General features: G+C 44.9%; 7 protein-coding genes, 10 tRNA genes and 3 rRNA genes. All 20 read left to right on the top strand.

The window, feature by feature from the left end:
• The first annotated feature begins 23 nt into the window (after positions 1-23).
• The 20 genes from hrcA (at position 24) to NSQ85_RS00435 (ending at position 14,823) form a co-directional block, all read left to right on the top strand.
• Positions 24-1,106 carry a heat-inducible transcriptional repressor HrcA gene (gene hrcA / locus NSQ85_RS00530; RefSeq protein ID WP_024704303.1) on the top strand — a complete coding sequence of 361 codons (1,083 nt, stop codon included), beginning with the start codon at positions 24-26 and terminating at the stop codon, positions 1,104-1,106.
• Entirely contained in the window at positions 1,099-1,629 is a 531-nt protein-coding gene (grpE, locus tag NSQ85_RS00525; RefSeq protein ID WP_340780896.1) for a nucleotide exchange factor GrpE, read from the top strand. Before hrcA ends, grpE begins: the two co-directional genes overlap by 8 nt.
• A 134-nt stretch (positions 1,630-1,763) precedes the next feature.
• Positions 1,764-3,587, top strand: coding sequence for a molecular chaperone DnaK (gene dnaK / locus NSQ85_RS00520; protein ID WP_179974166.1), 1,824 nt, complete (start codon positions 1,764-1,766; stop codon positions 3,585-3,587).
• 427 nt (positions 3,588-4,014) lie between these two features.
• Entirely contained in the window at positions 4,015-5,166 is a 1,152-nt protein-coding gene (dnaJ, locus tag NSQ85_RS00515) for a molecular chaperone DnaJ (protein ID WP_226003786.1), read from the top strand.
• A gap of 105 nt (positions 5,167-5,271) precedes the next feature.
• Positions 5,272-6,018, top strand: coding sequence for a tRNA pseudouridine(38-40) synthase TruA (truA, locus tag NSQ85_RS00510; protein ID WP_340780894.1), 747 nt, complete (start codon positions 5,272-5,274; stop codon positions 6,016-6,018).
• Entirely contained in the window at positions 6,011-6,772 is a 762-nt protein-coding gene (locus NSQ85_RS00505) for a bifunctional hydroxymethylpyrimidine kinase/phosphomethylpyrimidine kinase (protein WP_179973229.1), read from the top strand. Before truA ends, NSQ85_RS00505 begins: the two co-directional genes overlap by 8 nt.
• The gene (locus NSQ85_RS00500) at positions 6,762-7,232 is read left to right on the top strand and encodes an ECF transporter S component (RefSeq protein ID WP_014621078.1); all 471 of its coding nucleotides are present in this window, start codon (positions 6,762-6,764) and stop codon (positions 7,230-7,232) included. Before NSQ85_RS00505 ends, NSQ85_RS00500 begins: the two co-directional genes overlap by 11 nt.
• Positions 7,233-7,617: 385 nt before the next feature.
• A 16S ribosomal RNA gene (locus NSQ85_RS00495) occupies positions 7,618-9,165 on the top strand.
• Between the two features lie 54 nt (positions 9,166-9,219).
• A tRNA-Val gene (locus NSQ85_RS00490) sits at positions 9,220-9,292 on the top strand.
• A gap of 2 nt (positions 9,293-9,294) precedes the next feature.
• Positions 9,295-9,367, top strand: a tRNA-Asp gene (locus NSQ85_RS00485).
• A 19-nt stretch (positions 9,368-9,386) separates the two neighbouring features.
• Positions 9,387-9,459, top strand: a tRNA-Lys gene (locus tag NSQ85_RS00480).
• Between the two features lie 5 nt (positions 9,460-9,464).
• A tRNA-Leu gene (locus tag NSQ85_RS00475) sits at positions 9,465-9,546 on the top strand.
• Between the two features lie 15 nt (positions 9,547-9,561).
• Positions 9,562-9,634, top strand: a tRNA-Thr gene (locus tag NSQ85_RS00470).
• 6 nt (positions 9,635-9,640) lie between these two features.
• Positions 9,641-9,712 (top strand) — tRNA-Gly (locus tag NSQ85_RS00465).
• 6 nt (positions 9,713-9,718) lie between these two features.
• Positions 9,719-9,804 (top strand) — tRNA-Leu (locus NSQ85_RS00460).
• Positions 9,805-9,818: 14 nt separating this feature from the next.
• A tRNA-Arg gene (locus NSQ85_RS00455) sits at positions 9,819-9,892 on the top strand.
• A 7-nt stretch (positions 9,893-9,899) separates the two neighbouring features.
• Positions 9,900-9,973 (top strand) — tRNA-Pro (locus NSQ85_RS00450).
• A gap of 128 nt (positions 9,974-10,101) precedes the next feature.
• Positions 10,102-11,649, top strand: a 16S ribosomal RNA gene (locus NSQ85_RS00445).
• A gap of 54 nt (positions 11,650-11,703) precedes the next feature.
• Positions 11,704-11,776, top strand: a tRNA-Ala gene (locus NSQ85_RS00440).
• 147 nt (positions 11,777-11,923) lie between these two features.
• Positions 11,924-14,823, top strand: a 23S ribosomal RNA gene (locus NSQ85_RS00435).
• The 16S and 23S rRNA genes sit together here with 10 tRNA genes alongside, the layout of an rRNA operon.
• The last annotated feature ends 43 nt before the right edge of the window (positions 14,824-14,866 follow it).

Genomic DNA, 14,866 nt, shown 5'->3' with positions numbered 1-14,866 from the left:
ATAAATAGAAATGAGGTGACATCGTGATTACGCAAAGGCAAAACGCTATTTTGAATTTGATAGTTGAGATGTTCACTCGTACACATGAACCAGTTTGTTCTAAAGCATTACAAGACTCAATTGATTCAAGTTCAGCGACCATTCGTAATGACATGGCTAAGTTAGAAAAGATGGGTTATCTTGAGAAAGCTCATATCTCTAGTGGACGCATGCCAAGCCGAGCAGGTTTCCAGTATTTTGTTGCTAATTCTTTGAATCTTGATACGATTGATGAACAAGATGTTTACCAAGTCGTCAAGGCCTTCGACTTTGAAGCTTTTAAACTTGAAGATATCTTGGATGCGGCGGCAAAGCTGCTGGCAGAAATGACAGGATACACAGCAGTGATTCAAGATGTGGAACCGACCAGACAGCGTCTGACAGGATTTGAAATTGTTCAGCTGTCTAATCATGATGCGTTGGCAGTTCTGACTCTAGATGAATCTAAGCCGGTGACAGTTCAGTTTGCCATTCCAAAGAATTTCTTGTCAAGCGATTTGGAAATTTTTCATAAGCTTGTTCAAGGACGGTTTTTAGGAAATACTGTCTTAGATATCCATTACCGATTGAGAACAGAGACTCCTCAGATTGTGCAAAAGTATTTTAAGATAACAGATAATGTTTTAGATTTGTTTGACTATATCTTTTCACACCTCTTTAAGGAACTGATTTTTATAGAAGGTAAGGTTGCATCACTGGCCTATGCTGATTTGAACACTTATCAATTTTTGGATAATCCACAACATGTGGCTCTTGCGCTTCGATCAGCTATCTCCGATGATGAAGTGACCAAAATTTCGGTCGCAGAATCAACTGAAGAAGCTCTTGAAAATGTCACGGTTATGAGTCATAAATTCTTGATCCCCTATCGTGGGATGGCACTCATGCATGTGATTGGACCCATTGAAATGGATTATCGTCGTATGGTTAGTTTAGTCAACGTTATCAGTCGAGTTCTGGTTATGAAACTAACGGATTATTACCGTTATCTCAATAGCAACCATTACGAAGTTTTCTTAAGCCGTAACGTTTTAAAAAATATAGAAAGAGGTGAATGCCTTGACTGAAGATATTAAAAAAGAAGAAGTAAAAGAAGAGGAAGCTACCGAGACAACTGAAGAAGTTGTAGAAGAAACAAAGGAAACTTCTGAGCTTGAAGAAGCTCAAGCGCGTGCAGAGGAGTTTGAAAATAAATACCTTCGTGCCCATGCAGAGATGCAAAATATTCAACGCCGTGCTAAAGAAGAACGTCAACAATTACAAAAGTATCGTAGCCAAGATTTAGCAAAAACAATCTTGCCAGCACTTGATAACATTGAACGTGCTCTTGCTGTTGAAGGATTGACTGATGATGTTAAAAAAGGTTTGGAAATGATACAGGAAAGTTTGATAAATGCTCTTAAAGAGGAAGGAATCGAAGAAATCGCAGCAGACGGCGAGTTCAATCACAACTTCCATATGGCTATTCAAACCATTCCTGCAGATGATGAGCATCCGGCGGATAGCATCGCACAAGTCTTCCAAAAAGGCTACAAACTCCATGACCGCGTCCTACGCCCAGCCATGGTAGTAGTATACAAAGAGAACTAAAAAAACCTTGTCCGAAACGACAATAAACTATGAGAGAAAAGATAAGAGGCAAGCCGAAGGTTTGCAAAAAGAAATATCAGAAAAGAAGAAAAAGCTTAAAAAAAGATTAGAAAAAGCTTAAGGAGATAAAACATATGTCTAAAATTATTGGTATTGACTTAGGTACAACAAACTCAGCAGTTGCAGTTCTTGAAGGAACTGAACCAAAAATCATCGCTAACCCAGAAGGAAATCGTACAACTCCATCTGTAGTTTCATTCAAAAATGGTGAAATCATCGTTGGTGATGCTGCAAAACGTCAAGCAGTCACAAACCCAGATACAGTAATCTCTATCAAATCTAAGATGGGTACTTCTGAAAAAGTTTCTGCTAACGGCAAAGAATACACTCCACAAGAAATCTCAGCAATGATCCTTCAGTACTTGAAAAGTTATGCTGAAGAATACCTCGGTGAAAAAGTAACCAAGGCTGTCATCACAGTTCCAGCTTACTTTAACGATGCTCAACGTCAAGCAACTAAAGATGCTGGTAAAATCGCTGGTCTTGAAGTAGAACGTATCGTCAACGAACCAACTGCAGCAGCGCTTGCTTATGGTTTGGACAAGACTGACAAAGAAGAAAAAATCTTGGTCTTTGACCTTGGTGGTGGTACATTCGACGTATCTATCCTTGAACTCGGTGATGGTGTCTTTGATGTATTGGCTACTGCAGGGGACAATAAACTTGGTGGTGATGACTTTGACCAAAAAATTATCGATTACATGGTTGAAGAATTCAAGAAAGAAAACGGCATCGACTTGTCAACAGACAAGATGGCTCTTCAACGTTTGAAAGACGCAGCAGAAAAAGCTAAGAAAGACCTTTCAGGTGTAACTTCAACACAAATCAGCTTGCCGTTCATCACGGCTGGTGAAGCTGGACCCCTTCACTTGGAAATGACTTTGACTCGTGCCAAATTTGATGATTTGACTCGTGACCTTGTAGAACGTACTAAAACTCCAGTTCGTCAAGCCCTTTCAGATGCAGGTTTAAGCTTGTCAGACATTGACGAAGTCATCCTTGTTGGTGGTTCAACTCGTATCCCAGCTGTTGTAGAAGCAGTTAAGGCTGAAACTGGTAAAGAACCAAACAAATCAGTAAACCCTGATGAAGTAGTTGCTATGGGTGCTGCTATCCAAGGTGGTGTGATCTCTGGTGATGTGAAAGACGTTGTCCTTCTTGACGTAACACCATTGTCACTTGGTATCGAAACAATGGGTGGCGTCTTCACAAAACTCATCGAACGTAACACAACAATTCCAACATCTAAATCACAAGTCTTCTCAACTGCAGCAGATAATCAACCAGCCGTTGATATCCACGTTCTTCAAGGTGAACGCCCAATGGCAGCAGATAACAAGACTCTTGGACGTTTCCAATTGACTGATATCCCAGCTGCACCTCGTGGTGTCCCACAAATTGAAGTAACATTTGACATTGATAAGAACGGTATCGTATCTGTTAAAGCGAAGGATCTTGGAACTCAAAAAGAACAAACAATTGTCATCCAATCTAATTCAGGTTTGACTGATGAAGAAATTGAAAGAATGATGAAAGATGCTGAAGCAAATGCTGAAGCAGATGCAAAACGTAAAGCAGAAGTAGAACTTCGTAACGAAGTCGACCAAGCTATCTTTGCCACTGAAAAAACAATTAAAGAAACAGAAGGTAAAGGCTTTGATACAGAACGTGATGCTGCCAAATCAGCACTTGATGAGCTTAAGAAAGCTCAAGAATCAGGTGATCTTGATGACATGAAGGCTAAATTGGAAGCTCTTAACGAAAAAGCCCAAGCCTTGGCAGTTAAACTCTACGAACAAGCAGCAGCGGCACAACAAGCTCAAGCAGGAGCAGAAGGCGCACAAGCAGCAGATAACTCAGGCGACGATGTCGTAGACGGAGAGTTTACTGAAAAGTAAGATGTAAAGACTGTTAAAATCTCACAGTGAAAATAGGAAATCAGGCGAAGAAGCTTTAGTTTCTAGAAAGAATTGCACCTAAAGGTAGCCTTATATGTAGTTCGCTAAAGCGAAGACTGCTACGTCTCTTTTTCACACAGAAGTTAAGGTGTGCTCAATTCAACCTTACGAGTTCAAAAACAAAGCATGAGAAGAAATCCAGAGGTTGCAAACCAGCCTCTGTTTTTCGCTAAAATAAGTGAAGTGAATATAATGTATATTTTACTTCGTTTCGTAACAAATAAAATAGAAAGGATCAAAGAGTGTTCGTCGTTGAACACGGGCTAAGGAATAAGCCAAAAAGATAGATGGTTTTGAGGGACCAGTAGTCCATCTTCGAAACTATTACTTTGGCTTTCTCCATTAGATGCCCTTTGTATCTTAAATTATGAACAATACCGAATATTACGATCGTCTTGGGTTATCTAAGGATGCCTCTCAAGACGAAATTAAACGTGCCTATCGTAAGCTGTCTAAAAAATACCACCCAGATATCAATAAAGAACCGGGTGCGGAAGAAAAATATAAAGAGATTCTAGAGGCCTATGAAACTCTAAGTGATGCCCAAAAACGTGCAGCCTATGACCAATACGGACCAGACGGTGCGAACGGCTTTGGTGGCCAAGGTAGCTTTGGTGGCCAAGGTAGCTTTGGTGGCTTTGATGGTGGTGCAGGCTTCGGAGGTTTTGAGGATATCTTCTCGAGCTTCTTTGGTGGCGGTGCTACTCGCAATCCAAATGCTCCTCGTCAAGGAGATGACCTTCAGTATCGTGTCAACCTAAGTTTCGAAGAGGCTGTTTTTGGTGCTGAAAAAGAAATTCACTACAATCGTGAAGTGACGTGTAAGACATGTTCAGGATCTGGTGCTAAACCTGGGACAAGTCCTGTAACCTGTGGTCGCTGTCATGGTCATGGGGTTATCAATGTTGATACACAAACACCACTTGGTATGATGCGTCGTCAAGTAACCTGTGACGTCTGTCACGGAACAGGTCAAGAAATCAAGGATCCTTGTCCAACTTGTCGTGGAACAGGTCGTGAAAAACAAAGCCATACAGTATCTGTCAAGATTCCAGCGGGTGTTGAAACAGGTCAACAAATCCGTCTTGCAGGCCAAGGTGAAGCTGGTTTCAACGGTGGTCCTTATGGAGACCTCTTTGTAGTCATCAATGTTAATCCAAGCGATAAATTTACTCGTGATGGATCGACAATTTACTATACACTTAACATTTCTTTTGTCCAAGCAGCTCTTGGTGATACTGTTGAAGTACCTACCGTTCACGGTAATGTTGAGATGGTTATTCCAGCGGGGACTCAAACAGGTAAAACTTTCCGTCTAAAAGGAAAGGGAGCACCACGTCTTCGTGGAGGTTCACAAGGGGATCAACTCGTTACTGTCAAGATTGTAACTCCTACGAAGCTGAATGATGCTCAAAAAGAAGCTCTCCTTGCATTCGCAAAAGCAAGTGGTGATGAAAAGGTTGCACCACAGAAAAAAGGATTTTTTAACAAAGTAAAAGATGTTTTGGAGGATTTATAAAGAAAGGACGCTAAAAGCGTCTTTTTCTTTATTTTGGAAGCTGTATGGGGTCAGTTGGTGATTGACATACTTTTTATCCTTAAAGAAATCTGATATGATAATTTTATGATTAGATATAAAGCGACAATTTCTTATGATGGAACACTTTTTTCAGGTTTTCAAAGACAACCAAATGCTCGTTCTATTCAAGAAGAGATTGAAAAGACTCTTTTGCGGCTAAATAGCGGTACTCCTGTAACTGTACACGGGGCAGGCCGAACAGATGCTGGTGTTCATGCTTATGGACAAGTTATCCACTTTGATTTACCTCGGGAGAGGGATCCAGAGAAGCTGCGTTTTGGTTTAGATACACAGTGTCCAGATGATATTGACATTGTTAGTATCGAGCTTGTATCGGAGGAATTCCATGCACGTTATAGTAAACATATTAAAACCTATGAATTCCTAGTAGATGCAGGGCGACCTAAGAACCCCATGATGCGTAATTATGCTGTCCACTATCCCTACCCTCTAAGTCTAGCTCTTATGCAAGAGGCTGCTATGGAATTGGTTGGGACACATGATTTTACAGGCTTCACAGCTTCAGGGACCTCTGTAGAAAATAAAGTGCGTACAATTACCCAGGCAAGTGTATCTATCGATGAGAAAACTGGGTTTTATGTCTTTACTTTTTCTGGGAATGGCTTTCTTTATAAGCAAGTTAGAAATATGGTTGGAACATTATTGAAAATTGGAAATGGACGCATGCCAGTTTCGCTAGTGAAGACCGTGTTGGAAAGTCGTGACCGCAATCTTGCGGGACCAACCGCAGCAGGTAATGGTTTATATTTGAAGGAGATACGATATGAGTGATGAATTGGTATTAGCGATTTCAGGGAATGATATTTTTAGTGGTGGCGGGCTTCATGCGGATTTAGCGACATTTACAACTAATAAACAAAATGGTTTTGTAGCTATTACCTGTCTAACAGCTATGACTGAGAATGGTTTTGAGGTTATTCCAATCGATAGTAAGGCATTTAAACAACAACTAGACTCACTAAAAGATGTTCCTTTCTCAGCAATAAAAATTGGTTTATTACCTAATGTTGAAATTGCGGAATTAACCTTAGACTTTGTTAAAAAATGTCCAGAAATTCCAATTGTATTGGATCCTGTTCTAGTTTGCAAGGAGACACATGACGTTGAGGTTTCACAGCTACGTGATGAATTGGTTAAATTCTTCCCTTATGTTACAGTCATTACTCCAAATCTCCCAGAAGTAGAACTTCTTATTGACAAAAGAATACATACTATTGATGATATGAAGCTTGCAGCTAGTTGCTTAAAAGAATTGGGTGCTAAGACTGTCGTTGTAAAAGGTGGCAACCGTCTAGATGGTAATAAAGCATTAGATGTTCTATACAATGGAAAAGAATACAAAATATTTGAGAAACCTGTTCTAGATAAAAATAATACAGGGGCAGGATGTACATTTGCTTCCAGCATAGCCAGTGAATTAGTCAAAGGATTTTCAGAAACGGAAGCTGTAGCCAATGCTAAGGTCTTTGTTTTTGAATCAATTAAACAGTCGAATGAATATGGAGTCGTTCAATATGCAAAATAAGAAAATAAAAAAACTAACGTTATTAGCCATTCTAACGGCTTTATCAGTAACCTTTGGGTTTGTAGCGAAAATTCCAACTCCAACAGGACTATTGACTTTGGTAGATGCAGGGATTTACTTCACAGCCTTCTACCTTGGTAAGAAAGAGGGAGCTCTTGTAGGAGGTTTATCTGCTTTTTTGATTGATCTCTTATCATCTGCTCCTCAATGGATGTTCATAAGTCTATTTATTCATGGTGTACAAGGCTATTTTGCAGGGCTAAAAGGTGGCTACCGTCCCCTAGGTCTACTACTAGCCACTGTTGTAATGGTTGGTGGCTATGCCCTTTCTTCGGTATTTATGTACGGAACAGGAGCTTCAATCGCAGAGTTGGTTCCTAATTTTTGTCAGAATGGTTTAGGCATTGTAATTGGTTGGCTATTATATCAAGCGTTCAAAAGAGTTCAATCAAATAAATGACAACAGATTTGTGATAAACCTCTTGACAGCTATCCAAAAGGGTGCTAAGATATAAAAGTTGTCTTAAGTGATTTGTCTCTAACTCGTAAAAGTTCTAAAACTTTTAAAAAAGCTATTGACAAGTTTAAGAAGGGATGATAATATAAAAAAGCTGTTTCGTGAGAGACGGCCAGCACGAAGAAGAGAAAAAAACTTCAAAAAAAGTGTTGACAAGCTATTCTATCTTTGCTAGAATATAGAAGTTGTCTCAAGAGAGGCAAAGACCTTTGAGAACTGAATAAGAAACCAAGTGCAGGGTTATGATAGAAGAATTATAACCTGTCAATTTACAAGAATAAATCGTCAGACGACGGTAATGAGTTAACGCTCAAACAATTATTAAAGTATTAATGAGAGTTTGATCCTGGCTCAGGACGAACGCTGGCGGCGTGCCTAATACATGCAAGTAGAACGCTGAAGAGAGGAGCTTGCTCTTCTTGGATGAGTTGCGAACGGGTGAGTAACGCGTAGGTAACCTGCCTTGTAGCGGGGGATAACTATTGGAAACGATAGCTAATACCGCATAACAATGGATGACACATGTCATTTATTTGAAAGGGGCAATTGCTCCACTACAAGATGGACCTGCGTTGTATTAGCTAGTAGGTGAGGTAATGGCTCACCTAGGCGACGATACATAGCCGACCTGAGAGGGTGATCGGCCACACTGGGACTGAGACACGGCCCAGACTCCTACGGGAGGCAGCAGTAGGGAATCTTCGGCAATGGGGGCAACCCTGACCGAGCAACGCCGCGTGAGTGAAGAAGGTTTTCGGATCGTAAAGCTCTGTTGTAAGTCAAGAACGGGTGTGAGAGTGGAAAGTTCACACTGTGACGGTAGCTTACCAGAAAGGGACGGCTAACTACGTGCCAGCAGCCGCGGTAATACGTAGGTCCCGAGCGTTGTCCGGATTTATTGGGCGTAAAGCGAGCGCAGGCGGTTTGATAAGTCTGAAGTTAAAGGCTGTGGCTCAACCATAGTTCGCTTTGGAAACTGTCAAACTTGAGTGCAGAAGGGGAGAGTGGAATTCCATGTGTAGCGGTGAAATGCGTAGATATATGGAGGAACACCGGTGGCGAAAGCGGCTCTCTGGTCTGTAACTGACGCTGAGGCTCGAAAGCGTGGGGAGCGAACAGGATTAGATACCCTGGTAGTCCACGCCGTAAACGATGAGTGCTAGGTGTTGGATCCTTTCCGGGATTCAGTGCCGTAGCTAACGCATTAAGCACTCCGCCTGGGGAGTACGACCGCAAGGTTGAAACTCAAAGGAATTGACGGGGGCCCGCACAAGCGGTGGAGCATGTGGTTTAATTCGAAGCAACGCGAAGAACCTTACCAGGTCTTGACATCCCGATGCTATTTCTAGAGATAGAAAGTTACTTCGGTACATCGGTGACAGGTGGTGCATGGTTGTCGTCAGCTCGTGTCGTGAGATGTTGGGTTAAGTCCCGCAACGAGCGCAACCCTTATTGTTAGTTGCCATCATTCAGTTGGGCACTCTAGCGAGACTGCCGGTAATAAACCGGAGGAAGGTGGGGATGACGTCAAATCATCATGCCCCTTATGACCTGGGCTACACACGTGCTACAATGGTTGGTACAACGAGTTGCGAGTCGGTGACGGCGAGCTAATCTCTTAAAGCCAATCTCAGTTCGGATTGTAGGCTGCAACTCGCCTACATGAAGTCGGAATCGCTAGTAATCGCGGATCAGCACGCCGCGGTGAATACGTTCCCGGGCCTTGTACACACCGCCCGTCACACCACGAGAGTTTGTAACACCCGAAGTCGGTGAGGTAACCTTTTGGAGCCAGCCGCCTAAGGTGGGACAGATGATTGGGGTGAAGTCGTAACAAGGTAGCCGTATCGGAAGGTGCGGCTGGATCACCTCCTTTCTAAGGAAAAACGGAATGTACTTGAGTTTCTTATTTAGTTTTGAGAGGTCTTGTGGGGCCTTAGCTCAGCTGGGAGAGCATCTGCCTTACAAGCAGAGGGTCAGCGGTTCGATCCCGTTAACTCCCATAGGTCCCGTGGTGTAGCGGTTATCACGTCGCCCTGTCACGGCGAAGATCGCGGGTTCGATTCCCGTCGGGACCGTTCAAGTTGAAATATTTGAGACTCGTTAGCTCAGTTGGTAGAGCAATTGACTTTTAATCAATGGGTCACTGGTTCGAGCCCAGTACGGGTCATATATGCGGGTGTGGCGGAATTGGCAGACGCACCAGATTTAGGATCTGGCGCTTAACAGCGTGGGGGTTCAAGTCCCTTCACCCGCATTAGAAAAAAAGTTAGCCGGCTTAGCTCAGTTGGTAGAGCATCTGATTTGTAATCAGAGGGTCGCGTGTTCAAGTCATGTAGCCGGCATTAAATGCGAACGTAGTTCAGTGGTAGAACACCACCTTGCCAAGGTGGGGGTCGCGGGTTCGAATCCCGTCGTTCGCTTGAGGAGCCGGGGTGGCGGAACTGGCAGACGCACAGGACTTAAAATCCTGCGAAAGGAAACTTTCGTACCGGTTCGATTCCGGTCCTCGGCATAACTTAATAATGAGCACCCTTAGCTCAACTGGATAGAGTACCTGACTACGAATCAGGCGGTTAGAGGTTCGACTCCTCTAGGGTGCATTTTTATCGGGAAGTAGCTCAGCTTGGTAGAGCACTTGGTTTGGGACCAAGGGGTCGCAGGTTCGAATCCTGTCTTCCCGATTAAGACCTTTGAGAACTGAATAAGAAACCAAGTGCAGGGTTATGATAGAAGAATTATAACCTGTCAATTTACAAGAATAAATCGTCAGACGACGGTAATGAGTTAACGCTCAAACAATTATTAAAGTATTAATGAGAGTTTGATCCTGGCTCAGGACGAACGCTGGCGGCGTGCCTAATACATGCAAGTAGAACGCTGAAGAGAGGAGCTTGCTCTTCTTGGATGAGTTGCGAACGGGTGAGTAACGCGTAGGTAACCTGCCTTGTAGCGGGGGATAACTATTGGAAACGATAGCTAATACCGCATAACAATGGATGACACATGTCATTTATTTGAAAGGGGCAATTGCTCCACTACAAGATGGACCTGCGTTGTATTAGCTAGTAGGTGAGGTAATGGCTCACCTAGGCGACGATACATAGCCGACCTGAGAGGGTGATCGGCCACACTGGGACTGAGACACGGCCCAGACTCCTACGGGAGGCAGCAGTAGGGAATCTTCGGCAATGGGGGCAACCCTGACCGAGCAACGCCGCGTGAGTGAAGAAGGTTTTCGGATCGTAAAGCTCTGTTGTAAGTCAAGAACGGGTGTGAGAGTGGAAAGTTCACACTGTGACGGTAGCTTACCAGAAAGGGACGGCTAACTACGTGCCAGCAGCCGCGGTAATACGTAGGTCCCGAGCGTTGTCCGGATTTATTGGGCGTAAAGCGAGCGCAGGCGGTTTGATAAGTCTGAAGTTAAAGGCTGTGGCTCAACCATAGTTCGCTTTGGAAACTGTCAAACTTGAGTGCAGAAGGGGAGAGTGGAATTCCATGTGTAGCGGTGAAATGCGTAGATATATGGAGGAACACCGGTGGCGAAAGCGGCTCTCTGGTCTGTAACTGACGCTGAGGCTCGAAAGCGTGGGGAGCGAACAGGATTAGATACCCTGGTAGTCCACGCCGTAAACGATGAGTGCTAGGTGTTGGATCCTTTCCGGGATTCAGTGCCGTAGCTAACGCATTAAGCACTCCGCCTGGGGAGTACGACCGCAAGGTTGAAACTCAAAGGAATTGACGGGGGCCCGCACAAGCGGTGGAGCATGTGGTTTAATTCGAAGCAACGCGAAGAACCTTACCAGGTCTTGACATCCCGATGCTATTTCTAGAGATAGAAAGTTACTTCGGTACATCGGTGACAGGTGGTGCATGGTTGTCGTCAGCTCGTGTCGTGAGATGTTGGGTTAAGTCCCGCAACGAGCGCAACCCTTATTGTTAGTTGCCATCATTCAGTTGGGCACTCTAGCGAGACTGCCGGTAATAAACCGGAGGAAGGTGGGGATGACGTCAAATCATCATGCCCCTTATGACCTGGGCTACACACGTGCTACAATGGTTGGTACAACGAGTTGCGAGTCGGTGACGGCGAGCTAATCTCTTAAAGCCAATCTCAGTTCGGATTGTAGGCTGCAACTCGCCTACATGAAGTCGGAATCGCTAGTAATCGCGGATCAGCACGCCGCGGTGAATACGTTCCCGGGCCTTGTACACACCGCCCGTCACACCACGAGAGTTTGTAACACCCGAAGTCGGTGAGGTAACCTTTTGGAGCCAGCCGCCTAAGGTGGGACAGATGATTGGGGTGAAGTCGTAACAAGGTAGCCGTATCGGAAGGTGCGGCTGGATCACCTCCTTTCTAAGGAAAAACGGAATGTACTTGAGTTTCTTATTTAGTTTTGAGAGGTCTTGTGGGGCCTTAGCTCAGCTGGGAGAGCGCCTGCTTTGCACGCAGGAGGTCAGCGGTTCGATCCCGCTAGGCTCCATTGAATCGAAAGATTCAAGTATTGTCCATTGAAAATTGAATATCTATATCAAATTCCATATGTAAGTAATTACATATAGATAGTAACAAGAAAATAAACCGAAACGCTGTGAATATTTAATGAGTTAGGTCGAAAGGCCAAAAATAAGGTTAAGTTAATAAGGGCGCACGGTGGATGCCTTGGCACTAGAAGCCGATGAAGGACGTGACTAACGACGAAATGCTTTGGGGAGCTGTAAGTGAGCAATGATCCAGAGATGTCCGAATGGGGAAACCCGGCAGGTAATGCCTGTCACTCATTACTGTTAAGGTAATGTAGAGGAAGACGCAGTGAACTGAAACATCTAAGTAGCTGTAGGAAGAGAAAGCAAAAGCGATTGCCTTAGTAGCGGCGAGCGAAACGGCAAGAGGGCAAACCGAAGAGTTTACTCTTCGGGGTTGTAGGACTGCAACGTGGACTTAAAGATTATAGAAGAACTACCTGGGAAGGTAGGCCAAAGAGAGTAATAGCCTCGTATTCGAAATAGTCTTTATACCTAGCAGTATCCTGAGTACGGCGAGACACGAGAAATCTCGTTGGAATCTGGGAGGACCATCTCCCAACCCTAAATACTCTCTAGTGACCGATAGTGAACCAGTACCGTGAGGGAAAGGTGAAAAGCACCCCGGGAGGGGAGTGAAATAGAACCTGAAACCGTGTGCCTACAACAAGTTCGAGCCCGTTAATGGGTGAGAGCGTGCCTTTTGTAGAATGAACCGGCGAGTTACGATATGATGCGAGGTTAAGTTGAAGAGACGGAGCCGTAGGGAAACCGAGTCTTAATAGGGCGCATTAGTATCATGTCGTAGACCCGAAACCATGTGACCTACCCATGAGCAGGTTGAAGGTGAGGTAAAACTCACTGGAGGACCGAACCAGTGCACGTTGAAAAGTGCTTGGATGACTTGTGGGTAGCGGAGAAATTCCAAACGAACTTGGAGATAGCTGGTTCTCTCCGAAATAGCTTTAGGGCTAGCGTCGATGTTAAGTCTCTTGGAGGTAGAGCACTGTTTGGGTGAGGGGTCCATCCCGGATTACCAATCTCAGATAAACTCCGAATGCCAATGAGATATAATCGGCAGTCAGACTGCGAGTGCTAAGATCCGTAGTCGAAAGGGAAACAGCCCAGACCACCAGCTAAGGTCCCAAAATATATGTTAAGTGGAAAAGGATGTGGGGTTGCACAGACAACTAGGATGTTAGCTTAGAAGCAGCTATTCATTCAAAGAGTGCGTAATAGCTCACTAGTCGAGTGACCCTGCGCCGAAAATGTACCGGGGCTAAAACATATTACCGAAGCTGTGGATACCTTTATAGGTATGGTAGGAGAGCGTTCTATGTGCGAAGAAGGTGTACCGTGAGGAGTGCTGGAGCGCATAGAAGTGAGAATGCCGGTATGAGTAGCGAAAGACAGGTGAGAATCCTGTCCACCGTAAGACTAAGGTTTCCAGGGGAAGGCTCGTCCGCCCTGGGTTAGTCGGGACCTAAGGAGAGACCGAAAGGTGTATCCGATGGACAACAGGTTGATATTCCTGTACTAGAGTATATAGTGATGGAGGGACGCAGTAGGCTAACTAAACCAGACGATTGGAAGTGTCTGGCCAAGCAGTGAGGTGTGATATGAGTCAAATGCTTATATCTTTAACATTGAGCTGTGATGGGGAGCGAAGTTTAGTAGCGAAGTTAGTGATGTCACACTGCCGAGAAAAGCTTCTAGCGTTAATTATACTCTACCCGTACCGCAAACCGACACAGGTAGTCGAGGCGAGTAGCCTCAGGTGAGCGAGAGAACTCTCGTTAAGGAACTCGGCAAAATGGCCCCGTAACTTCGGGAGAAGGGGCGCTGACTGATGGTCAGCCGCAGTGAAAAGGCCCAAGCAACTGTTTATCAAAAACACAGCTCTCTGCTAAATCGTAAGATGATGTATAGGGGGTGACGCCTGCCCGGTGCTGGAAGGTTAAGAGGAGTGCTTAGCGTAAGCGAAGGCATGAATTGAAGCCCCAGTAAACGGCGGCCGTAACTATAACGGTCCTAAGGTAGCGAAATTCCTTGTCGGGTAAGTTCCGACCCGCACGAAAGGCGTAATGATTTGGGCACTGTCTCAACGAGAGACTCGGTGAAATTTTAGTACCTGTGAAGATGCAGGTTACCCGCGACAGGACGGAAAGACCCCATGGAGCTTTACTGCAGTTTGATATTGAGTATCTGTACCACATGTACAGGATAGGTAGGAGCCTATGACCTCGGGACGCCAGTTTCGAGTGAGGCGTTGTTGGGATACTACCCTTGTGTTATGGCTACTCTAACCCAGATAGGTTATCCCTATCGGGGACAGTGTCTGACGGGCAGTTTGACTGGGGCGGTCGCCTCCTAAAAGGTAACGGAGGCGCCCAAAGGTTCCCTCAGAATGGTTGGAAATCATTCGCAGAGTGTAAAGGTATAAGGGAGCTTGACTGCGAGAGCTACAACTCGAGCAGGGACGAAAGTCGGGCTTAGTGATCCGGTGGTTCCGTATGGAAGGGCCATCGCTCAACGGATAAAAGCTACCCTGGGGATAACAGGCTTATCTCCCCCAAGAGTTCACATCGACGGGGAGGTTTGGCACCTCGATGTCGGCTCGTCGCATCCTGGGGCTGTAGTCGGTCCCAAGGGTTGGGCTGTTCGCCCATTAAAGCGGCACGCGAGCTGGGTTCAGAACGTCGTGAGACAGTTCGGTCCCTATCCGTCGCGGGCGTAGGAAATTTGAGAGGATCTGCTCCTAGTACGAGAGGACCGGAGTGGACTTACCGCTGGTGTACCAGTTGTTCTGCCAAGAGCATCGCTGGGTAGCTATGTAGGGAAGGGATAAACGCTGAAAGCATCTAAGTGTGAAGCCCACCTCAAGATGAGATTTCCCATGATTTTATATCAGTAAGAGCCCTGAGAGATGATCAGGTTGATAGGTTAGAAGTGGAAGTGTGGTGACACATGTAGCGGACTAATACTAATAGCTCGAGGACTTATCCAACGAAAGTAACTGAGATATATTGACAACGATTTGGTTTCTTGAT

Origin of the sequence: Streptococcus sp. FSL L8-0526 (assembly GCF_038007145.1) — a bacterium.
Taxonomy (GTDB): Bacteria; Bacillota; Bacilli; order Lactobacillales; family Streptococcaceae; genus Streptococcus; species Streptococcus thermophilus.
The sequence above is the reverse complement of the archived record's forward strand: the minus strand, read 5'-3'. Positions and strand labels throughout refer to the sequence as shown.

Excerpts from the sequence above, each read along its gene's own strand:
- NSQ85_RS00505 (WP_179973229.1), top strand. The coding sequence starts at position 6,011 with ATGAGTGATGAATTGGTATTAGCGATTTCAGGGAATGATATTTTTAGT.
- truA (WP_340780894.1), top strand. The coding sequence starts at position 5,272 with ATGATTAGATATAAAGCGACAATTTCTTATGATGGAACACTTTTTTCA.
- dnaK (WP_179974166.1), top strand. The coding sequence starts at position 1,764 with ATGTCTAAAATTATTGGTATTGACTTAGGTACAACAAACTCAGCAGTT.
- NSQ85_RS00500 (WP_014621078.1), top strand. The coding sequence starts at position 6,762 with ATGCAAAATAAGAAAATAAAAAAACTAACGTTATTAGCCATTCTAACG.
- dnaJ (WP_226003786.1), top strand. The coding sequence starts at position 4,015 with ATGAACAATACCGAATATTACGATCGTCTTGGGTTATCTAAGGATGCC.